Here is a 24,296-nt window from a genome sequence, read left to right on the forward strand (position 1 = left end):
ATCGGAAGGACCCATCCATGACCCAGCCCATCCAGGCCCTCAACATCCTCGGCGGCGCCGGATCCACCGCGCCCGCCGCGAACACCACGGCGCCGGCCGCCCCTCCGACCGGCGGCTCCTCGGGCGATGACACCGTCCACGAGGTCCTCGTCGTCGGCTCCGGCCCCGCCGGCTACACCGCGGCGATCTACGCGGCGCGCGCCGAGATGCACCCCGTCGTCATCGCGGGCGCGCTCGATGCGGGCGGCGCCCTCATGACGACGACCGATGTCGAGAACTACCCGGGCTTCGCGACCGGCATCATGGGCCCCGAGCTGATGGGGACCATGCAGGAGCAGGCCGAGCGCTTCGGCGCGGAGATCCTCTTCGAGGACGCGATCGACGTGCAGCTCGAGGGCCCGGTCAAGACCGTCACCCTGGAGGACGGCACCGTCTACCGGGGCCGCTCGCTGATCATCGCGACGGGCTCGGCGTACCGCGAGCTCGGCATCGAGGACGAGAAGCGCCTCTCCGGCAAGGGCGTCAGCTGGTGCGCGACCTGCGACGGCTTCTTCTTCAAGGACAAGGAGATCGTGGTCGTCGGCGGCGGTGACAGCGCGGTCGAGGAGGCCACGTTCCTCACCCGCTACGCCACGAAGGTGACGCTCGTGCACCGCCGCGACGCCCTGCGCGCCTCGAAGATCATGGCCCGACGGGCCGAGAACGATCCCAAGCTCGACTTCGAGTGGAATGCTCAGGTCGTCGGCATCAACGGCCAGGAGCAGGTCGAGTCCGTGACGGTCAAGGACACCGCGACCGGGGAGGAGCGCACCCTGCCGACCTCCGCCGTGTTCGAGGCGATCGGCCACGAGCCGCGCTCCGCGCTCTTCCGCGACAAGATCGAGCTCGACGAGCAGGGCTACATCGTGGTCCAGGGTCGTTCGACGCACACCTCGGTCGAGGGCGTGTTCGCGGCGGGCGACGTCGTGGACCACACCTACCGCCAGGCCATCACGGCTGCGGGCAGCGGATGCCAGGCGGCCCTCGATGCCGAGCGCTGGCTCGCCCTGCAGGATGACGAGCCCGAGCAGCTCGCGACCGCCGGTGCCCGCGAGGCCTGAGGCCCGCACGCTTCACCCCGAGGCCGTCATCGTCCTGGTGACGGCCTCGTGGTGTCTCCCGTGCCGTCCCGCACGCACCCTGCTTCAGGAGCTGCAGCGAAGGTGGGGAGACCGGGTCCTTCCCCTGGTCCTCGACGCCGATGCGGAGCCGACGCACAGCACCGTCGTCAACACGTCCGACGGCACCTCCGAGAACACCCGCGATACAGGGGACGAGACCCTCGACGATGCAGTGGTCGGTACGTCGGAGGGCCATGCGGGCGTTCCTGTGCTGGCACGTCTTGCGGTGGAGCAGCTGCCCACCTGGATCCTTCTGCACCCCGAGGCCCGAAAAGGCGAGCCGGCGCCCCACGTCCAGGTCATGCCGGATGCTCCAGATGACAGCGCCGTCCCCGCCGGCGCGCTCGCGGGGGAGAGTCTGGATGGCCGGGGACTGGTGCTGGGCGGGGACTGGCGCGAGGTCGCGCGTCGCGTCGGAGCTGTACCGAAGCTCGAGATCCTCGCCCTCGTGGACCACTCCGACGCGCCTGAGAGCACGGCATCCTCTGCAGACGCTCTCGGATCCGACGGCGGCGCGGCGCACAGTGGTGGTCACCTCAGCGGTGCGAGCGCCGACGACGCTGATCGGGCTGCCGCCGTGAGCCCGACGGGCACTTCTGATGCACCTCACAGGCGGTCTCACGACAACTGACCCGGTGAGCTTCCGCCGATCTCATGGGCGGCGATCGGTCGGAGAGTGTGTGTTTCACGAAGGTGCCCCATCGGCGCGCCCGATTCACGGCACCGAACAATTCCGGGACTCGTGCATCGCCACGCCGAGCTCACGAGCGCTGATGCCGAGACCCATGCCCCGATCCACACATGTCCACATCGTTGTCCACAGCCACGCGCGCACTTCTCCACAGAGTTATCCACAGTGGCCGTCGGCGTGGCGCTGCCACACCGTCTCCCGCCGCGACCTGCGGTGAAGGAGCTTTAGGTTTCTGACCTGTGGGTTTATGTCGGCGTGTCACCCGCTGTGACGCAGCTCCCATTCTGCCTCGAGCGCTTGTCCACCCGCACGTCCACCGGTGTGCGCTGCTGGAGGCGCCTTGTCCACATGCTCGTGCACAGTGTGCATTTCCACGCGAAACTCCGACCGCACCCTCACGTCTTCCCGGTCCAGTGCTGTCGTGGGCTTGCTGCCCTCACGCCAGCGTGCACTGGCTCGTCAGTTCGCGTTCCACGCGAAACATGGACCGTCGGGGTGGCTCCGACTGGCCTGTCCTTCTGAGAGCCCGGAGTCCGTGTCGCCGACGTGAACTTCCGTCGCTGCCCCCTCAAGGCGCCCGCCCGATGCGCTCTGCCTCGCCCGGGAGTCTTCTGCAGGCAGCGTCTACGCCCGAGGAGGCGCGCGGCCACTGGCAGTAGCCGAAGAGGCCGCCATCCTTGGCCGAGCCTTCTTGTTTCACGTGAAGCGGCGCATGTGCTCGTCCACGCCGTTCCGCCTCTCGAACCTCGGCAGCCAGATCGCACCGGGAGTGGAGGTGCTTGGCGCCGCCCCAGGCCGCGTCATCCCTCAGACGCCATCCTTCTCGCACCCATCAAGTCGGTGACAGGTAGACAAACACGCAGGTCACAACGCTCTTCCTGGGCTGCGTTCCACGTGGAACGACTCCGACGTGCAGTCTGTGCATGATCCTGGGGGCAGTGGCGAGAAGGAGGCGAATACAGTCTCTCGGAGCGATGCTTCCCGTTCCACGTGGAACATCGGGGGTGTTCGCGACGATCTGCCGCGGCAATGCGCGAAAGCGACGGCATCTCCTCCTACCCAACGGACCTTTGGTGAGAGCGTTTCACGGGAAACATGTCTGTCCCGGGCAGTACAGAAGCCATGTGAGCACGGAGGCCCTCGACCATACACTCCTCTTCGCGTCATCGCTCGCATAGCGCACCCACGAGAGTCTCCCGCAAGGATCGGAATGATCTGTGCCGCAAGGAGGAGACATTCCCGCCAGCACCGAACTCAACGGCCAACGCTTCGGGCACCACGACTGTTGCACGTGAAACGTGCGCCCCGGTCCCAGTCAGTCGCGCCGTCGTACCGTCCACGACGGGTCGCTCCAGACTGCGAGGCAGTAGGTTCCACGTGCAACGCGTCTACTCCCATCAATCGGAACTCGGGCTCGGCAGGCCATCTCCTGGCGCAGCTCCTTCCGCTTGCACAGGTTTCACGTGCAACGCGTCTACTCGTACCGAGCGAAGTTCAGCGTTCGGCAATCGAAGATCCAGCTCAGCTCTGCCACGTGCGTAGGTTCCACGTGCAACGGCACGTTCTCGCGCGGCTGCGTTTCCAGGTCCAGGGCGCGTTCGACAGTCCCGTACGGTCGCCAGAGACCCCAGCCGTGGCCCGAAGCCGCGAAGAGCAGCGACGCCATTCGTGCGCGTCCCTTCAACGGGCTGTCACTGCACCGGGTTTCACATGGAACCTCGCGGCACCGCATTCCGCATCCGTAGCAGTCAACAGTTGGAACCACCCGCAGGTTTCACGTGAAGCAGTGCATGCGGCGTCCCAAGCGCAGGTTGAGCTCCATGTCCTAGGAGAGCCCGGGGCAATGGCTAGTGCAGTGCAGGCGTTTCACGGGAAACGTGCCGTTCACATGCCCATCCGACCCCGCCCGGGGTAGCGGGCGGCTGAGTTTCGATGCTTCTTCGGGGTGAAGACGGCGCGGTGCGGCGAAGCATCAGTAGCACTGCACCTTGGACGCCGACGGTGTGCTGATCCCGTTCCACGTGGAACACGAAGCCTGGTACCCAACCACTGCACGAGACCCAATGCTGGGCCTTCTTCCACAGCCACGTCCACAGATGTGGAAGCCCACGGGAACCTGCTCTGGGCACAGCGGATGCGCTCTCACTCCAGGCATTGCCTGTTTGTATTACGCTCATGTGATACATACCGTTGCGAGCGCTGCCCGGAAGACCATAGGCCTTGGGTCGCCCGCCGCTCACGTCACAAGACGTGAGTGACTCTTGTGATACCACGGGCGTTCACGTCGTGGCCTGTCCGGACGCCTCCCACCGGTCGGCCCTGGGAGCCGCAGCCAACCCCAAGCTCGGGTGCACCGCACGTCTCTGCACGTTTCACAGAAGGAACGAAGAAGCCCTCCCCGCTCGACGCGGGGAGGGCTTCTTCGTAGAGAAGGCGCGGAGGCCTTCAGCTCTCCTGCGAGCCGAAGGCCTCGCCGAGGTCCAGTCCGATCTTCGCCGCGAGGCGCTCGAGGTCGTCGAGGTTCGAGAACTCCATCGTGATCCGACCCTTGCGCTTGCCCACGTCGATCTTCACAGGGGCTTCCAGACGGTTCGACAGTCGACTTGTCAGGTCGACCACGCGCGGGTTGTAGCTCGTGCGTCGGGGAGCGGGGCGGTTCGCCGCCGGCTCGGTCCCGCGCGAGGCGAGGCGCTCGGTCTCCCGCACGGAGAGCCCGTCTGCGACGACGCGCTGCGCGAGCTCCTCCTGCAGGCGCGGATCCTCGACCGCGAGGAGAGCACGCGCGTGGCCCGCGGAGAGCGCACCGCTGGCCAGGCGCCGCTGCACGAGGGCCGGAAGGCGCATCAGACGCAGCGTGTTCGAGATCTGGGGACGAGAGCGCCCGATGCGATCGGCGAGCTCGTCCTGAGTGCAGCCGAAGTCCTCGAGGAGCTGCTGATACGCCGCAGCCTCTTCCAGAGGATTCAGCTGCGACCGGTGGAGGTTCTCCAGCAGAGCGTCCCGCAGCAGGTCATCGTCGCTGGTGGCACGGATGATCGCGGGGATCGTCGCGAGCCCGGCGCGACGGGCGGCACGCCAACGCCGCTCACCCATGACGAGCTCGAAGGATTCGCCATCGTCGGTGACGGGGATGGGGCGCACCACGACCGGCTGCAGCACGCCGACCTCGCGCAGGGAGAACGCGAGCTCGTCGAGCTGGTCATCGTCGAAGTCCGTACGGGGGTTGCGCGGGTTCTCCCGGACCTCGTGGATCGGGATCTCGGCGAATTCGGCACCGGGGACCGGCATGAGTCCCCTCTGGTCGTCCGCGTCGCCGCCGTCGAGGGAGTCGTCCTCCGCGTCGTCGGGCTCGAGCCCGTCATCGGTGCCCGCTGTCGGGCCGGCGGAGACGTCCGTGGGGTCTTCGCGCTGTGGCGACGTCTCCACGGTCTCCTCGTGAGCGGGGAATCGGTGGCCGGGCTCGACGTCCACGACCGGACTGTCCTCGCGCCGCGGCCCGACGGCCCCCGCAGCGGTGCTGTCCAGCGGGACGCTCTCCTCGTGCGCAGGGGTGCTGACCTTTGAGGTCGGCTGCGCGCCGTCCTCAGCGCTCTGCTGCGGCTTCTCCTGGTCGGCATGGTCCGTGGACGTGGAGGCCACGGGGGACTTCGTGGGAGCGCCGGACCGCTTCGCCGACGCTGCGGACCGCGTGGATGGTGCGCTCTTCGGCTGCGCGGAAGCACTCTCCGCAGAACTCGTCGCGGACGCATCCGACGCCGGCTTCGCAGCTCCGCTGGTGGATCCGGAGGTGGACGCGGCATCCTTCGCGGAGGAGCTCTTGGACGAGCTGCTCTTCGAAGAGGAGGCCTTCGAGGAAGAGGACTTCGACGCTGCGGCCTTCGACGCCGAAGGCTTCTTGGCCGTGGACTTCTTGGCCGCAGGCGCCTTGGACGTGGACTTCGTGGTGGACGACTTCTCGGACGACGACTCCACGCTCGATGCAGGGGCCGAGGACGCCACCGCCTCGGTCGACTCGTCGGCGCCGTCCGTCGCCGCGGGAGAGTCCTGCACCGGAGCCTCCTGCACCGGCGTCTCCGAGGGGGAGGCGACGCTGCGAGCTGCCACACCGCCGCGGGCGCGGGAGGAGCGGGGGGTGCGGGAGGCGGCGCGGCGCTCACGCGCATCGCGTGCCATGTCGCCGGCGATGTCCCCGCGCGCGGCGCGGGTGCGCTCGGAGGACTGACCGTCCGTCGGCTCGCCGGAGAAGAACATGTCGACGGGGCGCGTGGAGGCTCCGCTCTCCCCGGGCTCGGCGGACGTGCGCGGATGGCTGCGCGTGCGCAGAGGCTGCTCGGCGGGAGGCGTGGACCCCCCGGGGATCAGCGCACCCAGACCGCGTCCGAGTCCTCGCTTCTGCGTCATGTCCGTCCTCACTGCTCAGTGATCGTGCGGGCCTCCGGGGCGTCCTCGCCTCTCGAGCCGTTCATGGGTTCAGGGTCTTGTGCGGCGTCCCGCTGCAGGTCAGGGGACGCTTCGTGTGGTGAGCTCGTGCGCGGCCGACCGATAGGCAAGCGCGCCGCTGCTCGTCGGATCGTACGACAGCACGGTCTGGCCGTAGCTCGGCGCCTCCGAGATCCTCACGGAGCGCGGGATCGTCGTCCCGAAGGTCTGATCCGGGAAGTGCGTGCGGACGTCCTCCGCGACCTGCGCCGCGAGCCGGGTGCGGGCGTCGTACATCGTCAGCAGGATCGAGGAGACCACGAGCTCCGGGTTCAGGTGCTGACGCAGCAGATCGATGTTCTTCAGCAGCAGCGTGAGGCCCTCGAGCGCGTAGTACTCGGCCTGGATGGGGATGAGCACCTCGCGGGCGGCGACCAGCGAGTTCACGGTCAGCAGGCCCAGGCTCGGCGGGCAGTCGATGAGCACGTAGTCCAGGCGCTCGCGTCCCGAGGACTCGCGAGCGGCGAGATAGTCCCGGATCGAGCCGCGCAGACGGTTCTCGCGGGCGACCATCGAGACCAGCTCGATCTCCGCACCGGAGAGGTCGATGGTGGCCGGGGCGCACAGCATGCCGTCGACCTCGTCGACCTCCTGCACGACATCGTCCAGAGGGGTCGACTCCACGAGGACGTCGTACATGCTCGCGACCTCGGACTGATGGTCCACGCCCAGCGCCGTCGAGGCGTTGCCCTGCGGGTCCATGTCGATGACCAGGACCTTCAGCCCGCCCATGGCCAGGGCGGCCGCGAGATTCACGGTCGTGGACGTCTTGCCCACGCCGCCCTTCTGGTTGGCCACCGTGATCACGCGCGTGCTCTCGGGAGCGTCGAACACGAGTCCCTCCAATTCCCGTCGACGAGCATGGTCCCGGGCGAGCTGGCGCATGAGAGGGGTGTCGTCCATGCTCCCGGTGGGACCGGTGGAACGGCTGCGGCCGTCAGCCACGTGCCTCTCCCTTCCTCGTCCGTGCAGTGCTCGCGCTCCCGCCCTGCGGGGCGCGGCGCACCCTGACCACTGTAGTGGGAACCTCGACCTCTCCCACTCCGAGCTCCAGCACCTGGGGATCGACTCCGCCCAGGCGACGAAGCACCGTCTGCGCGCGCTCGATCTCCTCGGCCGCGGAGCTCCCCTTGAGCGCCAGCAGCTCCCCCTCGGGGGCGACGAGCGGCAGGGTCCACTTCGCGAGCTTCTCGAGGGCCGCCACGGCCCGCGCCGTCACCGCGTCGAAGGTCCGCTCCCCATGCAGATCCTCTGCGCGGGCACGGACCACCTCGACCTCGATCCCCAGCTCCTCGGCGACCTCCTCGAGCCAGCTCGCCCGACGCTGCATGGTCTCGATGAGGGTGATCCGCAGATCCGGCCGGGCGATGGCGAGGACCACACCGGGCAGCCCCGCACCGGAGCCCACGTCGGCCAGCGTGCGCGTCCCCTCGTCGATCGCGTCGGCGAGAAGCGCGCAGTTGACCAGGTGGCGCTCCCAGAGCCGGTCCACCTCGCGCGGGCCGATGAGGCCGCGCTCGAGACCGTCGGTGGCGAGCATGCCGACGAAGCGCTCGGCCAGGCCCAGCCGGTCACCGAGCAGCCGCTCGGCGACGGGCCGCAGGTGCTCGGGCAGCGCCGGCGCCGTGTCATCGCTGCCGACGGCGCCCTCGGGGCCCGCGGGACCGACGCCCATCAGGACGCCGGGTAGATGACGACGTGGCGGTCCTTGCCGTCCCCGTCGGACTCGGAGCGCAAGCCCGCCTGCTTCGCGACGTCGTGGACGACCTTGCGCTCGAAGGGGTTCATCGGCCGCAGCGGCACCGGACGGCCGTTCTCGCGGGCGGTCGAGACGGCATCCTCGGCGAGGTGCTCGAGGTCGTCCTTGCGCTGCGCGCGGAAGCCGCCGATGTCGAGCATGAGACGCGAGCGGTTGCCGGTCCGGGACTGCACGGCGAGGCGGGCGAGCTCCTGCAGGGCGTCGAGCAGCTCGCCGCGCGAGCCGTTGAGCTGCGCGAGGCGGTCGGCGCCGCGGATCTCGACCGACGCGCGGTCCCCGTCCACATCGATGTCGATGTCGCCGTCGAGATCGGCGATGTCGAGAAGCTCCTCGAGGTAGTCGGCGGCGATGTCGCCCTCCTCCTCGAGCTCGCGGACGCGCTCGGCCGGATCACGGGGCGCAGCGGGCTCTTCGTCGGAGTCCTCGGATGCGGCGCGCTCCTGCGCCGGGGCCTCGTCTGCGGCATCCGCGCCGGCGCCGTCTTCGTCGGCCGTGCCCTCATCGGCTGCGGACGCGTCGGACGACCGCTCCTCGGTCTCGGGGGCCGTGCTCGCCGCGGCGTCGGCCGCGGGAGCCTCGGCCTCGGGCGCGCGGGCCTCGGGGGCGTCGCCGGTCTCGACGACCGGGGTGCTCGTGGGGACCTCGGGCGTCTCGACCGCGTCGTCGGAGGTGCTGGGTTCGGTCATGGTGCTCTCCTCGGGGGATGGATAAGGCCGTGGGCCGTGCATCGGATCCGCAGGGGCGGGGCGATCCGCCCCTGCGGGATCGTGCGGGGAACGACTCAGCGCTTGCGCTTCTTGCCCTTGTTCAGGGCGTTGGAAGGCTTCTTGCCGGACAGATCGGGGGCCTGCTCGCCACCGGCCTGGCCGCGCGCCCGCCGCTCCTCCTGGGCCTTGCGGCGCGCCTCGCGAGCCGCCTCGAGGCGCTCGGCGTCGGTCATCTTCTTCCCGCCCTTGTTGGCCTTGGGCTGGACCCGGATGGGGGCGTCGTCGTCGACGACCACGGGCTTCTTGGGCGTGAAGTCGAGGGGCTCGAGGCCGTTCTTCTCGCGCTTGGCGTTGATTCGCTTCTGGTGCGAGGCCTCGGCGGGCGAGCCGGGCGTCGGGTACGTGTAGACCACGATCGCCTGCTGCGCCATGGTCCAGAAGGTGGTGGTCAGCATGTAGGTGAGCACGCCGATCGGCAGGCCCGGTCCCGTGATCACGTAGATGAACGGGAGCATGTAGATCATCATCTTCTGGGTGCTCGCCATCGGGCCCTCGAGGGCCGACGGCGGCATGTTCCGCATCGTCAGCTCCTTCTGGGTGATGAAGTTGCCCAGACACATCAGCGCGATGATGACGCCCGCGACGATCTTGGTGCCGATGCCGCCCGCGCCGGAGTTCAGGAAGCTGTCCGCGATGGTGACGTGGCCGAAGAGGGTCGCGTGGTACGCGTTGGAGGCCAGGTCATGCGTCAGGGGGCCGAAGGCCTCCCCGTTCGCCGCATCCTTGAGCTTGTAGAACAGCACCCGGAACAGTGCGAAGAAGATCGGCATCTGCAGCACGAGCGGCAGGCACGAGGAGAGCGGGTTCGCCCCGGCCTCCCGGTAGATGGCCATGGTCTCCTCGCTCATGGCCTGCCGGGACGCCTGGTCGGTCTTGCCCTTGTACTTCTTCTGCACGGCCTTGAGCTGCGGCGAGACCGCCTGCATGGCGCGCGAGGAGCGGATCTGCCGGATGAACAGCGGCGTGATCAGGGTGCGGACGACGATCGTGAGTCCCACGATGGACAGCAGCCAGGTCCAGCCGGAGCTGCCGTCCATGAAGAGGTCGAGGAACCGGTGGAACAGCACCATGATCCATGCGACGGCCCACTCGATGGGATAGAGGATGTTGGGCATCGGCCTGATCTTCCTGCCGTCCGTAGGCGCATGTCGTTCATGCGGTGTGACGGCTGCGGGTCGGGGTCTCGGACAAGGGTAGGCCCTATCGGGCTGGGCGCCGCCCTCGCGAGCGATGGCCGGGACGTGGGTTCGTCCACATCCCGGGGGCCGGCACGGGATCGATCCCGCCCCGGGTGAAGGGATTGCAGCGCACGATCCGCCAGGCGGTCAGCAGCAGTCCCTTGACGGCTCCGTGCCTGCGCAGGGCGTCCATGCCGTACTGCGAGCACACGGGGTCGAAGCGGCACGCCGGCGGCGTGTAGGGCGAGATCCCCACCTGGTAGGCGCGGATCGGGAGCATGAGCACCCGGCGCGGGAGCGCCGCCAGGGTCATCACGGCGCGACCGCCGTGGTCGGCGTCCCGGACGCGGTGCTCTCCGAGGCTCTCGGCGCCGAGCGCTTCTCGAGCTTGCGGCGGGCGCTCGCGATCGCGCCCGTCACCTGCTCCTCGAGGTCGGCGAAGGGGACGTCCTGCACCCCGGGGAGGGTCCGCAGCACCAGGTCGGAGCGCTCGGGGATCTCGGTCAGGTGGCTGCGCACGATCTCCCGCAGACGACGGGCCACCCGATGGCGCACCACCGAGTTGCCCACCTTCGTGGAGACGACGAATCCCACGCGGGCCTCCTGGGCCTCCTCCGTGCGGAGGACCAGGTGGGCGACCACGTGGGATCGTGCGGCGCGGGCTCCTCGGCGGGTGGCCGTGCGGAACTGCTGCGCCGTGTGCAGCCGGTGGCGGGACCAGCTCATGGCCCTGCCTCCGAGATCACCGGTCGAGCCGAGGCTCAGGCCGAGAGCTCGGAGCGGCCCTTCGAACGGCGCGCGTTGATGATGGCGCGGCCGGCGCGGGTGCGCATGCGGGCGCGGAAGCCGTGCTTGCGGGCGCGGCGGCGGTTGTTCGGCTGGAACGTACGCTTGGTCATCGGTTCTCCTCGATCGCGGCACAGGGGCGTGCCTCTCGCGGTGGCTCTGGGGCCGCTGCGCGATCACGGGGGCGGGCGCTTCCGGTGTCCGGGGCCGACGTGGGGCCCGGATCCGTGCGACTCCGCCGACCCAGGGGGCGGCACAGCGACGACTGCACGATCCTAGGCTCGGGCACACGGGGGGTCAACGGACGCGGCGCTGGTCAGCCCGATTGTGGTGCGATTCTCACCGGATGCGAGGGATCCCGGGGCGTCCCGGCGACGCTCCCATGACGGTCCGGTGACGGGACGACGACCGGTCGCTCCCGGCGATGTGCATGCTCACGCCCGGAGCGTCCCCAGGGGCTCCGAGACTGTGGAAAACTGGGTGGACAACCCTGAGCCCGTACGGAGAGCAGCATGGACGAGACAGCCGTCGACTACGACGCGACCTGGGACGAGACCCTTCGGATCCTGCGTCGGTACGAGACCGTCACCGAGCGCGCCATGGCCTTCCTGACCCTCTCCCGGCTGATGGCCATCGTCGCGGACACCGCCCTGGTCGCAGCGCCTTCCACCTGGGCGAAGGACCTCTTCGAGCAGCGCATCGCAGGGGCTCTGAAGGAGGCGCTGTCCGAGGCCACAGGCAGGGAGACCCGCTTCGCCGTGACCGTCGACGAGTCCCTCTTCGAGGACGACGACGAATCCCCGCGGAGCACGGCCACCGCCGAGCGCACCGCATCCACCGGTGCTGTGGACACCGATGTGGACAACGTGGACGGAGAGGACGGCTCCGGGGGCGCTCGGACCACCTCCTCCGGCTCCTCCGGTCCCTCGTCGGCCCCGTCGTCGGCAGCCGCCGGGGTGTCGCGCTCCGCTCCCTCGCCCCTGACGTCCTCGCCGTCGTCCTTCTCGTCCCCCGACCCCGCCCCGACGGGCGGCGCCGGTGCCCGCCGACCGTTCGGCGCCGATCGCTTCCCCGCGGAGGAGCCTGCGCAGGCCGGGACGGCCGGGGCGTCGTCCGAGACTCGCAGCCGGCGCGAGGACGCCGAGTGGTTCGCCCACGAGGACGAGGCCCGTCGCTCGGAGAGGACGCAGCGGGTCGACGAGGCCCGTCGGCCCGCGGAGGCGACCGCACCCGCCGACGAGGAGTCGACGCTGGGCTCGGACTCGCGCCTGAACGCGAAGTACACCTTCGACACCTTCGTCATCGGCTCCTCGAACCGTTTCGCGCAGGCCGCGGCGTCCGCGGTCGCCGAGGCCCCCGCCCGCGCCTACAACCCGCTCTTCATCTACGGCGGCTCGGGCCTGGGCAAGACCCACCTGCTGCACGCGGTGGGCCACTACGCGCAGTCGCTGTACCCGGGCATCGAGGTGCGCTACGTGAACTCCGAGGAGTTCACCAACGACTTCATCAATTCCGTGCAGTCCGGCCAGTTCGGCAAGGCGCAGGAGTTCCATCGCCGCTACCGCGACATCGACATCCTGCTCATCGACGACATCCAGTTCCTGCAGCGGGCCCCGGAGACGATGGAGGCCTTCTTCCATACGTTCAACACCCTGCACAACGCGGACAAGCAGATCGTCATCACCTCCGATCTGCCCCCGAAGCAGCTGGGCGGCTTCGAGGACCGCATGCGCTCCCGCTTCGAGATGGGTCTGATGACGGACGTGCAGCCGCCGGACCTCGAGACCCGCATCGCGATCCTGCGCAAGAAGGTCGAGATGGAGGGCACCCAGGAAGTCCCCCGGGACGTCCTGGAGTACATCGCCTCGAGGATCTCCACGAACATCCGCGAGCTCGAGGGCGCCCTGATCCGAGTGCAGGCCCTGCACTCCCTGTCCCGGCAGCCGATGGACGTCTCCCTCGCCGAGAGCGTGCTGAAGGACCTCCTGGCCCATGACGACGGCGCCGAGGTCACGGCAGCGACGATCATCGCGCAGACCGCGTCCTACTTCGGGCTCACGGTCGACCAGATCACCGGCGGCGCGCGCACGCGCGTGCTCGTCACCGCCCGTCAGATCGCCATGTACCTGTGCCGCGAGCTCACGGACATGCCGCTGATCCGCATCGGGGAGGAGTTCGGCGGCCGCGACCACACGACCGTCATGCACGCGAACAAGAAGATCTCCGAGCTCATGAAGGAGCGGCGGGCGATCTTCAACCAGGTGACCGAGCTGACGGCGCGCATCAAGAACTCGAGTTCCCAGAACGCCTGAGGCCCGAACCCGAAGCGGGCATGCCCTGAGCGTCCGAGGCCCTGACACACCGTGCGACAGACCATGGATCACAGGGGAGGTCGAGAGGTCTTCGTCCCCAGTGTGAACAACTCTGTGGACAATGTGGAGGGTGGAGCGTTCCCGCAGGGGTCGATGTGCATGGATTCTTGTGGTTATGAGGGCCGGATCGGACAGATGTGCACAGAGCGCCCACATCGAGGACGTCGTCGTCAACGCTGCGTGCACGACCGCATCATGCGGTGTGACCTGCGATGATGTGAGTTCTCCACGACATCAACAGCCGTGAAGAAGAGGAATCCTGTTCTTGTTCCGCTGATGATGTGGAGAAGTCGTGGTGCGAGGGCTGCGTCCGTCGGCCTGGAGACCCCGGAGCTTCGAGGCAGTGAATGTCAAGCGTGTGATTCGGTGTGTCGCGAGAAGTGCCTCCGAGCGGCTACGCTGGCGACCGCGCCCCGCGGGATCCGTCCCCGGGGCGATTCCCGCCGAGAGCCGGTGTCCCCGGCCGCTCGGCACCTCGCACCTGATCCGCCGGCAGACCGGCACCGACCTCGACCCCCTGCGAAGGAGTGGCAACGGTGAAGTTCCACCTCGACCGCGGCGTCCTCGGCGACGCCGTCACCTGGGCGACCCGTACGCTCCCCGTCCGGCCCGCGATGCCGATCCTGCAGGGCGTGCGCATCGTCGCCCAGAGCACCGGCGAGCTGCTGCTGTCGACCTTCGACTACGAGGTCAGCGCGCAGATCACGCTTCCCGCCGAGGTCGAGGATCCGGGCGAGGTCCTGGTCCAGGGCCGCATGCTCTCGGACATCGTCCGCTCGCTGCCCAACAAGGACGTCTCGATCGAGCTGGTCGGCACCAAGGTCGAGGTCCGCTGCGGGAGCGCCGCGTTCTCCCTGGCGACCCTTCCCGTCGACGAGTACCCGCAGCTCCCCGAGATGCCCCCGGTCGCGGGCTCCGTCCAGGCCGACGTGTTCGCCGAGGCGATCTCCCAGGTCACCGTCGCCGCCTCCAAGGACGACACCCTCCCGCTGCTGACCGGCGTGCGCGTCGAGATCGTCGGCGAGAAGATGACGCTGATGGCGACCGACCGCTACCGCCTCGCGATGAGCGAGATCACCTGGCGTCCCTCGCGGCCCGACCTCGAGATCACCGCCCTGGTGCGCGCCCGCACCCTGCAGGAGGTGGCCCGCTCCCTCGCGACCGGTGGCAGCGTCGACATCGCGATCTCCGACGACTCCTCCGCGAACCTCATCGGCTTCGAGTCCGGCGGCCGCCGCACCACCTCGACCCTCGTGGACGGCGACTACCCGCCGGTGCGCCGCCTGTTCCCGAGCTCGACCCCGATCACGGCCGTGGTCGCGACCGCTCCCCTCATCGACGCGGTCAAGCGCGTCTCCCTGGTCGCCGAGCGGAACACGCCCGTGCGCTTCTCCTTCACCGAGGGCAACGTGACGCTCGAGGCGGGCGCCGGCGACGACGCCCAGGCCTCCGAGTCCCTCGAGGCCCAGCTCGACGGCGAGGAGCTCGTGGTGGGCTTCAACTCCGGCTTCCTGCTCGACGGCCTCGGCGCCCTCGGCGAGGACTTCGCGAAGCTCACCTTCACCGACTCCATCAAGCCCTCGGTCATGAGCGGCCAGGAGTCCCTCGAGGGCGATGCCTCCGGTGAGTACAAGTACCTGATCATGCCGATGCGGATCTGAGGGGGCGGGGTGATGTCCCCGTGCATCTGACCTCCCTGGATCTTCTCGACTTCCGCTCCTACGAGCACCTCGAGCTGCCCTTCGCCCCCGGCGTGACCGTCTTCGTCGGCCCCAACGGGCAGGGCAAGACGAATATCGTCGAATCGCTCTGGTACCTCGCGACCCTCTCCAGCCACCGCGTCCCGCACGACGCCGCCCTGGTGCGGCGCGGGGAATCGACCGCGATCATCCGCGCCGCCTTCGTGCGCGCCGGCCGCGACCTGCAGGTCGATCTGCAGATCACCCCGGGCAAGTCGAACCGCGCGCGCGTGCAGGGTGCCGCTCTGAACCGCCTGCGGGACCTGCTCGGCGAGGTGCGCGCCGTGCTCTTCGCCCCCGAGGACCTGGGCCTGGTCAAGGCCGATCCCGAAGGCCGACGGCGATTCCTCGACGAGCTGCTCTTCCTGATCGCCCCGCGCTTCGCGGGCGTGAAGGCCGACTACGACCGGGTGGTCAAGCAGCGCACGGGCCTCCTCAAGCAGATGCGCACCATGCGCCGCGGCGGCGCCGGCCGCTCCGTGGGCGGTCTCGACCCCGAGGAGGCGGCCGTCTCGACCCTCGAGGTCTGGGATCAGCAGCTCGCCCGCTTCGGCGCCGAGCTGCTGCGCGCGCGCGTGCATCTCGTGAATCGTCTGCGCCCGCACGTGGGCTACTCCTACCTGCGCGTGGCGAGCGACGCCGGCGCCGAGTCCTCCCTCGACCTGCCTCCCGACCAGCGCGGCAGCATCGACTCCCCGGCCGACATCTCCTACCGCTCGAGCGTGCTCGACACCCTCGCCGTGCCCGACGGCGCGCTGCCCAGCACCAAGGAGCTCGAGGACGCCCTGCTCGCCGAGGCCGTCTCCAAGCGCGACGACGAGGTCGATCGGGGCGTGACCCTCGTCGGCCCCCATCGCGACGACCTCGAGATCCGTCTGCACGGCTTCCCCGCCAAGGGGTACGCGAGCCACGGCGAGTCCTGGTCCCTCGCCCTCGCTCTGCGCCTGGGCTCCTACGACCTGCTGCGACTCGAGGAGGGCGATCTCGGCGACGGCGAGCCGATCCTCGTGCTGGATGATGTCTTCAGCGAGCTCGACACCAGTCGCCGTGAGCGCCTGGGACGCATCGTCACCGGCGCCTCACAGGTGCTCATCACCACCGCCAACGACTCGGACATCCCCGATTCCCTCGAGGGCGAGATCCACGTGGTCGACGTGCAGCTGGGCGAGGCCCGCGTGCGTGAGGGCACGCTCCATCACGGCGGCGGGAGCAGCTGGTGACTCCCGCGTCGGGCGGGGTGCCGAACCCCTACGACCTGGGCACCTGGCGGGAGCGCGCTGCGCAGGAGGAGAGGCGCCAGGCCCTCGCCGGGAGCGGCGGTCGGCGTGCTCCTGCACGTCGGGGCGGCGCGACCTCGCCGATGAAGGGGGAGGCGGAGCAACCGGCGGACGAGCCGGCGTTCAGGTCCGCCGGCCGGACGCCCGGCGAGGTGGATCGCGTCGACGAGGAGCCCGTCGACCCTCCCGAGCTGCCGCGCAGCGACGACTCCTTCGAGCTCGCCCGGCGCACCGTCAACCGCTCCCGTGCCGCCGCGCGGGATCGCGGCCTGTTCCCGATCTCCGCGAAGACCCAGGGTCTGCACGAGCGACGGAAGCGCAGCACACCCGGGTACTCGGGCTCCCGCCCCGACGCCCGTGACCCGCAGGGGCTCGAGGCCGTGATGCGACGGGTGCTGGGCGACCTGGGCTGGACCGAGGGCATGAACTCCGGGCGCGTCCTGGAGGAATGGGACGAGATCGTGGGGGCGAGCGTCGCCGAGCACTGCACTCCCGTCTCTCTCGACGAGGGAGTCCTCGTGGTCTCGGCGAGCTCCTCGGCCTGGGCCACGCAGATGCGCATGCTCACGCCCCGCTTGATCTCCACGATCGAGGAGCACGTGGGCGCGCACGTCGTCTCCGAACTGCGCGTCACCGGGCCCGCGGCGGCCGAGCGCTCGTGGAAGAGAGGCCGGCGCACGGTCACCTGGCGCGGCCCCCGCGACACCTACGGCTGAGCCGAAGACGGGCCGTCGATCTCCGGTGGTCGGGGAGGCGCGCACCGGAAAACCGGTGGAGACCCCGTCCGGACCTCGGAATCATCGGATCGTCGGCCACTGGGAGGAGAACCATGACCGAGCCCACGACCCACCGTCTGACCTGGAACGACCTGCCCGAGAGCGTGCGTGCCCGCGTGGGGGATGTGCTCGGCGCGCCGGTCCGCGCGCATCGCAGCGCCCACGGAGGCTTCTCCCCGAGCAGCGCTGAGCTCGTCACCGCCCGCAATGGGCGCACGGCCTTCGTGAAGGCGGTGACGGCACGGACCAACGCCGGCTCGATGTGCCTGAACCTCCAGGAGGCAGAGAACCTCGAGCGCATCCCTCCCGCGGTCCCCGCCGCACGACTGATCGCCTCCTTCCGCGAGGGCCCCTGGTTCGTGCTCATGATCGAGGCGGTCGAGGGCTCGCTCCCGACTCTGCCGTGGACACCGTCGGTGCTCGACGCGGTCCTCGAGACCCTGGACGTTTTGCAGCGGGAGGCCACTCCCTCACCTCTCCCGAGTGCTCCGTCCGTTCCCGATCTGACCGGGGAGGACCTACGAGGATTCGAGCGGGTTCACGCAGATCCCCCTGCGGATCTCGATCCCTGGATTCGTGCGCGCATCCGAGATCTCGCCACAGCCGGGACCGACGGGATCGCCTCGCTGGACGGGGACACGCTGTGCCACACCGACCTCCGAGCGGACAACCTGCTGGTGCGGCCCGACGGATCCGTGGTGATCGTGGACTGGGCCTGGGCCGGCCGGGGCAGCCGCGTCGCAGACGCCCTGCAGCTGCTCGCCTCGGTGGACGACGCCGATGGGGCGCTGGACGTCGACGCCCGGATCGACGCGCTCATGGACCGACATGGGGCGCCGAGATCCGACGCGACCGATGTTCTCGCAGGGATCCTCGGCTTCTTCGTCGACGCCTCCCGATGGGACGTCGATCCTTCGCTGCCGACCCTGGGCGAGCACCGTCGGAGCAGCCGTGACCACCTCCTGCCGATGGTCCGTCGACGCTGGGAGCGCGAGGGTCGCCCCTGAGTGCTGCCGCGGAGGGGCATGCCGCGGACGTCGACGGCGCGGAAGGCGCCGCGCGGCGCCGGGCCGAAGCACCAGGCGCCCTCCAGACGCGTCAGCGGCCCGCCGGACGTACCGGCCCTCATCTCCACCACCCCGGATCACTCCGAGAGGCGTCGCAGAGCCTCCTGGAGGCACTTCCGGGGGCGATCTGTCCCCATTTTCGTGCCGCATGGCGTGAATCGTGGCTCCGGATCCGCTAGAATGAAGAGGTTCGGCCGGAAGCATCCACGGCCGCGGATCAGGAGACGTCGGCTGCGGCCGCTCGCTCCGGGTCGCCCCAGGTCATCGCACGGACTCGCGCCGTGGGGGGATCGGTGCGCCATCTGCGGTCGGCGATGCCGTCGGCCGGCGAGCACGGCACCCGTCGGCGGAAAGTCCCCGCTCGCTGTGTGCACCGAGACCCGAGGAGCGAACCCCGACGTGAGCGACAGCGCGATGGCAGCCGAGAATCCCGAGGAGCAGACGTCGGAGGAGACCGAGCACCAGCTCTCGGCCGAGGTCGCCGGAGGGAACTACGGCGCCTCCGACATCACCGTCCTCAAGGGCCTGGACGCGGTCCGCAAGCGCCCCGGCATGTACATCGGCTCCACCGGTGAGCGCGGCCTGCACCACATGGTCCAGGAGATCGTCGACAACTCCGTGGACGAGGCGATGGCCGGCTACGGAGAGACCATCGAGGTCACGCTGCTGGCCGACGGCGGAGTGCGGGTCGTCGACCACGCCCGCGGCATCCCCATCGGCATGCACCCCACCGAGGGCAAGCCCACCGTCGAGCTCGTGCTCACCCAGCTGCACGCCGGCGGCAAGTTCGGCGGCGGCGGGTACGCCGTCTCCGGTGGTCTCCACGGCGTGGGCTCCTCCGTCGTGAACGCCCTGTCCACCCGGCTCGACGTCGAGGTGCGCCGCGAGGGCCACGTGCATCGCCAGACCTACCTGCGCGGGGCCCCGTCGACGGATCTCGTCGAGGGCGAGGAGACCGAGGACACCGGCACCACGATCACCTTCTGGGCCGATGCCGACATCTTCGACACCGTCGACTACGACTTCGAGACGCTGCGCAAGCGCTTCCAGCAGATGGCCTTCCTCAACAAGGGCCTGCGGATCACGCTGACCGACGAGCGCCCGGAGGACGTCGAGGAGGACGACGACCAGGCCGTCGACGTCGCGCGCGAGGCCGAGGACGCCGCCGAGGGCACCGACCCGAAGAAGCCCCGCACCGTCACCTACCGCTACGAGAACGGCCTGCGCGACTTCGTCGCCTACATCAACTCGGTCAAGCGGGCCGACATCGTGCACCCCGAGATCATCGACATCGAGGCCGAGGACACCGAGGTCATGATCTCCGTGGAGATCGCGATGCAGTGGACGACCGCTTACTCCGAGTCGGTCCACACCTACGCCAACACGATCAATACCCACGAGGGCGGCACCCACGAGGAGGGCTTCCGCTCCGCGCTCACCGGCGTCGTCAACCGCTATGCCAAGGCGCAGGGCCTCATCAAGGACAAGGACCCGAACCTCACCGGCGAGGACATCCGCGAGGGACTCACCGCGGTCGTCTCCGTGAAGCTCGGCGAGCCCCAGTTCGAGGGCCAGACCAAGACCAAGCTCGGCAACACCATCGCCCGCACCTTCGTCTCCAAGGTGATGACCGAGAAGGTCGGCGACTGGTTCGAGTCCCACCCGGGCGAGGCCCGCGACATCGTGCGCAAGGCCCAGAGCGCCGCGCTGGCCCGCGAGGCCGCCCGCAAGGCGCGCGACGCGACCCGCCGCAAGTCCCCGCTCGAGAGCGGCGGCATGCCCGGAAAGCTCAAGGACTGCCAGTCCCGCAACCCCGCCGAGTGCGAGGTGTTCATCGTCGAGGGCGACTCCGCCGGCGGCTCCGCCGTGCAGGGCCGCGACCCGCGCACGCAGGCGATCCTCCCGATCCGCGGCAAGATCCTGAACGTCGAGAAGGCGCGTCTGGACCGCGCCCTGGACAACCAGGAGGTGCGCTCGCTGATCACCGCCTTCGGGACCGGCATCGGCGAGGACTTCGACGCCACCAAGCTGCGGTACCACAAGATCATCCTGATGGCCGACGCCGACGTCGACGGCCAGCACATCTGCACCCTGCTGCTGACGCTGCTGTTCCGCTACATGCGCCCGCTCATCGAGCTCGGCCACGTGTTCATCGCGATGCCGCCGCTGTACCGCCTGAAGTGGTCCAACGCCCCGCACGACTACGTGTTCAGCGACGACGAGCGCGACGCGCGCCTCGCCGAGGGCCGCGCCTCCGGCAAGCGGATCCCCAAGGACAACGGCATCCAGCGCTACAAGGGCCTGGGCGAGATGGACTGGCAGGAGCTGCAGACCACCACGATGGACCGCGCCTCGCGCACCCTCAAGCAGGTCACCGTCGACGAGGCGGCCGACGCCGACGCGGTGTTCTCCGTGCTCATGGGCGACGACGTCGAGTCCCGCCGCCGCTTCATCCAGGAGAACGCGAAGGACGTGCGCTTCCTCGACATCTGATCGAGAGCGAGCCCGCCCCGCCCCTCCGAGACGACCCGCACTGACAGGCCCTGAACGAAAGGCGCCAGCTGATGAACGACGATTCCGACACCCCCGAGAACCCCGGCACCCCGGGCGGCCCCGAGGACCAGCACACCCCGACCGGCGCCGAGGGCGCGGGCGACGTCCCCGACCCCTCCGACGACGCGACCGGCTCGGGAGCGCCCGTCGGCCCCGACGGGCCTGACGCCGGCGGCACCCAGATCGAGGTCGGCGAGGCCTCCGAGCGCGTGATCACCCTGGTGGACCCGCTCGACGAGGGCGAGGGCGACCTGATCACCCAGGTCGACCTGAACCAGGAGATGCAGCGCTCCTTCCTCGACTACGCGATGAGCGTGATCGTGGACCGCGCCCTCCCGGACGTGCGCGACGGCCTCAAGCCCGTGCACCGCCGCATCGTCTACGCGATGTTCGACGGCGGCTACCGCCCCGACCGCTCCTTCTCGAAGTGCGCGAAGGTCGTCGGCGAGGTCATGGGCGGCTACCACCCTCACGGCGACTCCGCGATCTACGACGCCATGGTGCGCCTCGTGCAGCCCTGGAACATGCGCTACCCGCTGATCCTGGGCCAGGGCAACTTCGGCTCGGCCGGCGACGACGGCGCGGCCGCCTCGCGGTACACGGAGTGCAAGATGGCGCCGCTGGCCCTCGAGCTGGTGCGCGACATCAACGAGAACACCGTCGACATGCAGGACAACTACGACGGCACCCTCGAGGAGCCGACGATCCTGCCGGCGCGATTCCCGAACCTGCTGTGCAACGGCTCCGCCGGCATCGCCGTGGGCATGGCCACGAACATCCCGCCGCACAACCTGCGCGAGGTGTCCGAGGCCGTCCAGTGGCTGCTGCGCAACCCCGAGGCCACGAAGGAGGAGCTGCTGGACGCGTGCCTCGCGCGCATCAAGGGCCCCGACTTCCCCTCGGGCGCGACCATCGTGGGAACCCGCGGCATCCAGGACGCCTACCGCACCGGCCGCGGCTCCATCACCCAGCGCGCCGTGGTCTCCACCGAGGAGATCCGCGGGCGGATGGCGCTCGTCGTCACCGAGCTCCCGTACCAGGTCAACCCCGATTCGCTCGCCCGCAAGATCGCGGAGCTCGTCAAGCTCGGCAGGCTCCAGGGCATCGCCGACATCAACGACGAGACCTCGGGCCGCACCGGCCAGCGCCTCGTGCTCACGCTCAAGCGGGACGCCGTCGCGAAGGTCGTGCTGAACAACCTGTACAAGCACACCCAGCTGCAGGAGAACTTCAGCGCGAACATGCTCGCGCTCGTGAACGGGGTGCCGCGCACCCTGTCCGTCGACTCCTTCGTGCGCGAGTGGACGAAGCACCAGCTCGACGTCATCGTGCGCCGCACCCAGTACCGTCTGGACCGCGCCGAGGAGCAGATCCACATCTACCGCGGCTACCTCAAGGCGCTCGACGCGCTCGACGAGGTCATCGCGCTGATCCGCCGCTCCCCGGATGCCGACGAGGCCCGCACCGGCCTCATGGAGCTGCTCGAGATCGACGAGGTCCAGGCCAACGCGATCCTCTCGATGCAGCTTCGTCGCCTGGCCGCCCTGGAGCGCCAGAAGATCATCGAGGAGCACGACCGCCTGCAGGCCCTCATCGAGGAGTACAAGGCGATCCTCGCCTCCCCGCAGCGCCAGCGCGACATCGTCTCCGAGGAGCTCGCGGGCGTCGTCGACAAGTACGGCGACGACCGTCGGACCGAGATCCTGCCCTTCGACGGCGACATGTCGATGGAGGACCTCATCCCCGAGGAGGACGTGGTCGTCACCATCACCAAGGGCGGCTACGTCAAGCGCACCCGCACCGACCAGTACCGCGCCCAGAAGCGCGGCGGCAAGGGCGTGCGCGGCGCCAGCCTGCGGGACGACGACGTGGTCCAGCACTTCTTCACCACGACCACCCACCAGTGGCTGCTGTTCTTCACCGATGCCGGCCGCGTCTACCGCGCCAAGGGCTACGAGATCCCCGAGGCCCCGCGCGACGCCAAGGGCCAGCACGTGGCGAACCTGCTCGCCTTCCAGCCGGACGAGCACATCGCCTCCGTCCTCGCGATCTCCAGCTACGAGGACGCCGAGTACCTGGTGCTCGCCACCCGCCACGGCCTCGTGAAGAAGACCGCGCTCACCCAGTTCGACTCGTCCCGCACGGGCGGCATCATCGCCGTGAACCTGCGTGAGATGGAGACGGCCGACGGGCCCCAGCCCGACGAGCTCGTGGCCGCCCGCGTGGTCGACGGCGACGACCAGCTGCTGCTGGTCTCCCGCAACGGCCAGAGCGTGCGCATGCCCGCCTCGGACGACGTGCTGCGCCCGATGGGCCGCGCCACCAGCGGCGTCACCGGTATGAAGTTCCGCCACGACGACGAGCTGCTCGCGATGGACGTGGTGCGCCCCGGCACCTACGTGGTCACCGTGACCGACGGCGGCTTCGCCAAGCGCTCGGACATCGAGGAGTACCGGGTCCAGGGCCGCGGCGGCCTCGGCATCCGCGTCGCCAAGCTGCCCGACGACCGCGGCCACCTGGTGGGCGCAGCCGTCGTCGAGGAGGGCGACGAGCTGCTGGTCGTGATGGAGAAGGGCAAGGTGGTGCGCTCGCGCGTCGCCGAGATCCCCGTCAAGGGCCGCACCACCATGGGCGTCGTCTTCGCCAAGCCCGGCAAGAACGACCACATCGTGCTGGTCGCCGTGAGCGCCGAGTCCGACGTCGACCTCGACGAGGCCGACCCGGAGGATGGAGCGGAGGATCCGTCGGCCGGTCCCGCGGTCGATCCCGCGGAGCAGGCGCCCGACGCGTCTGCCGAGGATGCGGACGCAGATGCTCTAGGCTCGGGTGCGTCCGACGACGCGTCGAGCGACGACGCGTCCACCGGCGACGTCTCATCGGAGGAGTGACCCGTGGCAAGCAGCAAGAACGGTTCGACGCCCGGCCGCCCGGGCGGCGCCGGTGGCACGGAGGGCGCGCCCACGGTCACGTTCACGGCGACCGACGACGCTGAAGGGCCCGCGAAGGGCTCCTCGAGGACCTCCTCGAAGGGCGCGTCGACCGGTTCTTCGGCGACCGCGAGCTCCGCGGGCTCCGCCGACCGCGCGGGCGGCTCGAGGACCGGCGGCACGAGGACTGCTGGCGCGAAGACCGGTGGCGCGAAGAACGCCGGACCCGCCTCCGCACAGCGGACCGGCGCCCAGCGCACGGGCTCCGCGACCTCCGCGTCGAGCGCGAACCCTCGCGGGACCGGCAGTGCGAACGGTGCGAACAGGGGCGCGAGCCGCTCCCCTGCGAAGGCGACGGCCAAGGCGCCCACGCGCTCCGGCGGCCCCCGCCGCATCCGCCTCACGCTCTCGCGGATCGACCCCTTCTCCGTCATGAAGATGTCGTTCCTGATCGCGATCGCCGTGGGCATCGCGACCGTGGTCGCCGTGGCCGTGCTGTGGAACCTCGTCGAGGTCATCGGCATCTGGGACAAGATCGACGAGATCGGCCGCGACCTCAACAACGACAAGCCGCTGCCCTTCATGGAGTACTTCAAGTTCTCCAAGATGATCAGCTACGCGACCATCGCGGCCGTCGTCGACATCGTCATCATCACGGCGCTCGGCACGCTCCTCGCGTTCCTCTACAACATCGTCGCCGCCCTCCTGGGCGGGCTGAAGATGACCTTCACCGACGAGTGACAGCCGACTGAGAGCGAGCGCGGT

The 24,296-nt window shown here is 69.7% G+C and carries 18 protein-coding genes; 10 read left to right on the top strand and 8 right to left on the bottom strand.

Features of this window, described 5'->3' with window-relative positions; all coding sequences use genetic code 11:
• The first annotated feature begins 17 nt into the window (after window positions 1-17).
• Window positions 18-1,100, top strand: a complete 1,083-nt coding sequence (gene trxB, locus ACFQ53_RS00475) for a thioredoxin-disulfide reductase (RefSeq protein ID WP_377853759.1) — start codon at window positions 18-20, stop codon at window positions 1,098-1,100.
• Window positions 1,101-4,296: 3,196 nt separating this feature from the next.
• Here trxB and ACFQ53_RS00480 read toward each other — a convergent pair.
• Window positions 4,297-5,490, bottom strand: coding sequence for a ParB/RepB/Spo0J family partition protein (locus ACFQ53_RS00480; protein WP_377853762.1), 1,194 nt, complete (start codon window positions 5,488-5,490; stop codon window positions 4,297-4,299).
• On the opposite strand from ACFQ53_RS00480, the gene ACFQ53_RS00485 reads away from it, so the two are divergent.
• The gene (locus ACFQ53_RS00485; RefSeq protein ID WP_377853765.1) at window positions 5,474-6,073 is read left to right on the top strand and encodes a hypothetical protein; all 600 of its coding nucleotides are present in this window, start codon (window positions 5,474-5,476) and stop codon (window positions 6,071-6,073) included. The two genes, ACFQ53_RS00480 and ACFQ53_RS00485, sit on opposite strands and share 17 nt — an antisense overlap.
• A 278-nt stretch (window positions 6,074-6,351) precedes the next feature.
• On the opposite strand, the gene ACFQ53_RS00490 is transcribed toward ACFQ53_RS00485, so the two are convergent.
• From ACFQ53_RS00490 to rpmH, 7 genes are all read right to left on the bottom strand, one after another.
• On the bottom strand, window positions 6,352-7,233 hold the full coding sequence (locus ACFQ53_RS00490) for a ParA family protein (RefSeq protein ID WP_249477834.1): 882 nt from the start codon (window positions 7,231-7,233) through the stop codon (window positions 6,352-6,354).
• 34 nt (window positions 7,234-7,267) lie between these two features.
• A complete protein-coding gene (gene rsmG / locus ACFQ53_RS00495; RefSeq protein WP_377853769.1) occupies window positions 7,268-8,005 on the bottom strand; it encodes a 16S rRNA (guanine(527)-N(7))-methyltransferase RsmG in 738 nt (245 codons plus the stop codon).
• A complete protein-coding gene (locus ACFQ53_RS00500) occupies window positions 8,005-8,775 on the bottom strand; it encodes a protein jag (RefSeq protein WP_377853772.1) in 771 nt (256 codons plus the stop codon). Before ACFQ53_RS00500 ends, rsmG begins: the two co-directional genes overlap by 1 nt.
• Before the next feature lie 95 nt (window positions 8,776-8,870).
• Window positions 8,871-9,971: a membrane protein insertase YidC gene (gene yidC / locus ACFQ53_RS00505; RefSeq protein ID WP_377853774.1), complete on the bottom strand. Its 1,101-nt coding sequence runs from the start codon at window positions 9,969-9,971 to the stop codon at window positions 8,871-8,873.
• Between the two features lie 85 nt (window positions 9,972-10,056).
• Window positions 10,057-10,347, bottom strand: coding sequence for a membrane protein insertion efficiency factor YidD (gene yidD / locus ACFQ53_RS00510; protein WP_249481148.1), 291 nt, complete (start codon window positions 10,345-10,347; stop codon window positions 10,057-10,059).
• A complete protein-coding gene (gene rnpA, locus ACFQ53_RS00515; protein WP_377853777.1) occupies window positions 10,347-10,760 on the bottom strand; it encodes a ribonuclease P protein component in 414 nt (137 codons plus the stop codon). Before rnpA ends, yidD begins: the two co-directional genes overlap by 1 nt.
• Window positions 10,761-10,795: 35 nt before the next feature.
• Window positions 10,796-10,933 carry a 50S ribosomal protein L34 gene (gene rpmH / locus ACFQ53_RS00520; RefSeq protein WP_152353963.1) on the bottom strand — a complete coding sequence of 46 codons (138 nt, stop codon included), beginning with the start codon at window positions 10,931-10,933 and terminating at the stop codon, window positions 10,796-10,798.
• Between the two features lie 399 nt (window positions 10,934-11,332).
• On the opposite strand from rpmH, the gene dnaA reads away from it, so the two are divergent.
• The 8 genes from dnaA to ACFQ53_RS00560 all read left to right on the top strand — a co-directional run bounded on the left by dnaA (window position 11,333) and on the right by ACFQ53_RS00560 (window position 24,272).
• Window positions 11,333-13,132, top strand: a complete 1,800-nt coding sequence (dnaA, locus tag ACFQ53_RS00525) for a chromosomal replication initiator protein DnaA (protein ID WP_377853780.1) — start codon at window positions 11,333-11,335, stop codon at window positions 13,130-13,132.
• A gap of 596 nt (window positions 13,133-13,728) precedes the next feature.
• A complete protein-coding gene (dnaN, locus tag ACFQ53_RS00530) occupies window positions 13,729-14,853 on the top strand; it encodes a DNA polymerase III subunit beta (protein WP_249477840.1) in 1,125 nt (374 codons plus the stop codon).
• A 20-nt stretch (window positions 14,854-14,873) separates the two neighbouring features.
• Window positions 14,874-16,151 carry a DNA replication/repair protein RecF gene (gene recF, locus ACFQ53_RS00535; RefSeq protein WP_377853787.1) on the top strand — a complete coding sequence of 426 codons (1,278 nt, stop codon included), beginning with the start codon at window positions 14,874-14,876 and terminating at the stop codon, window positions 16,149-16,151.
• Complete coding sequence (locus ACFQ53_RS00540; protein WP_377853790.1) at window positions 16,148-16,924, top strand: DUF721 domain-containing protein; 777 nt, start codon at window positions 16,148-16,150, stop codon at window positions 16,922-16,924. Before recF ends, ACFQ53_RS00540 begins: the two co-directional genes overlap by 4 nt.
• Before the next feature lie 113 nt (window positions 16,925-17,037).
• Window positions 17,038-17,991 (top strand): phosphotransferase, encoded by a 954-nt coding sequence (locus tag ACFQ53_RS00545; protein WP_377853793.1) that lies wholly within the window; start codon window positions 17,038-17,040, stop codon window positions 17,989-17,991.
• 474 nt (window positions 17,992-18,465) lie between these two features.
• A complete protein-coding gene (gyrB, locus tag ACFQ53_RS00550; protein WP_377854479.1) occupies window positions 18,466-20,544 on the top strand; it encodes a DNA topoisomerase (ATP-hydrolyzing) subunit B in 2,079 nt (692 codons plus the stop codon).
• A 71-nt stretch (window positions 20,545-20,615) separates the two neighbouring features.
• The gene (gene gyrA, locus ACFQ53_RS00555) at window positions 20,616-23,492 is read left to right on the top strand and encodes a DNA gyrase subunit A (RefSeq protein WP_377853796.1); all 2,877 of its coding nucleotides are present in this window, start codon (window positions 20,616-20,618) and stop codon (window positions 23,490-23,492) included.
• A gap of 3 nt (window positions 23,493-23,495) precedes the next feature.
• The gene (locus ACFQ53_RS00560) at window positions 23,496-24,272 is read left to right on the top strand and encodes a DUF3566 domain-containing protein (protein WP_377853799.1); all 777 of its coding nucleotides are present in this window, start codon (window positions 23,496-23,498) and stop codon (window positions 24,270-24,272) included.
• Window positions 24,273-24,296 lie beyond the last annotated feature (24 nt).

The sequence above is a fragment of the Brachybacterium sp. NPDC056505 genome (genome assembly GCF_042794925.1).
GTDB classification, from domain to species: Bacteria; Actinomycetota; Actinomycetes; order Actinomycetales; family Dermabacteraceae; genus Brachybacterium; species Brachybacterium kimchii.

Excerpts from the sequence above, each read along its gene's own strand:
- dnaA (WP_377853780.1), top strand. The coding sequence starts at position 11,333 with ATGGACGAGACAGCCGTCGACTACGACGCGACCTGGGACGAGACCCTT.
- gyrB (WP_377854479.1), top strand. The coding sequence starts at position 18,466 with ATGGCAGCCGAGAATCCCGAGGAGCAGACGTCGGAGGAGACCGAGCAC.
- ACFQ53_RS00490 (WP_249477834.1), bottom strand. The coding sequence starts at position 7,233 with ATGGACGACACCCCTCTCATGCGCCAGCTCGCCCGGGACCATGCTCGT.
- ACFQ53_RS00500 (WP_377853772.1), bottom strand. The coding sequence starts at position 8,775 with ATGACCGAACCCAGCACCTCCGACGACGCGGTCGAGACGCCCGAGGTC.
- trxB (WP_377853759.1), top strand. The coding sequence starts at position 18 with ATGACCCAGCCCATCCAGGCCCTCAACATCCTCGGCGGCGCCGGATCC.
- yidD (WP_249481148.1), bottom strand. The coding sequence starts at position 10,347 with ATGACCCTGGCGGCGCTCCCGCGCCGGGTGCTCATGCTCCCGATCCGC.
- gyrA (WP_377853796.1), top strand. The coding sequence starts at position 20,616 with ATGAACGACGATTCCGACACCCCCGAGAACCCCGGCACCCCGGGCGGC.
- rsmG (WP_377853769.1), bottom strand. The coding sequence starts at position 8,005 with ATGGGCGTCGGTCCCGCGGGCCCCGAGGGCGCCGTCGGCAGCGATGAC.
- yidC (WP_377853774.1), bottom strand. The coding sequence starts at position 9,971 with ATGCCCAACATCCTCTATCCCATCGAGTGGGCCGTCGCATGGATCATG.
- rnpA (WP_377853777.1), bottom strand. The coding sequence starts at position 10,760 with ATGAGCTGGTCCCGCCACCGGCTGCACACGGCGCAGCAGTTCCGCACG.
- rpmH (WP_152353963.1), bottom strand. The coding sequence starts at position 10,933 with ATGACCAAGCGTACGTTCCAGCCGAACAACCGCCGCCGCGCCCGCAAG.
- ACFQ53_RS00545 (WP_377853793.1), top strand. The coding sequence starts at position 17,038 with ATGACCGAGCCCACGACCCACCGTCTGACCTGGAACGACCTGCCCGAG.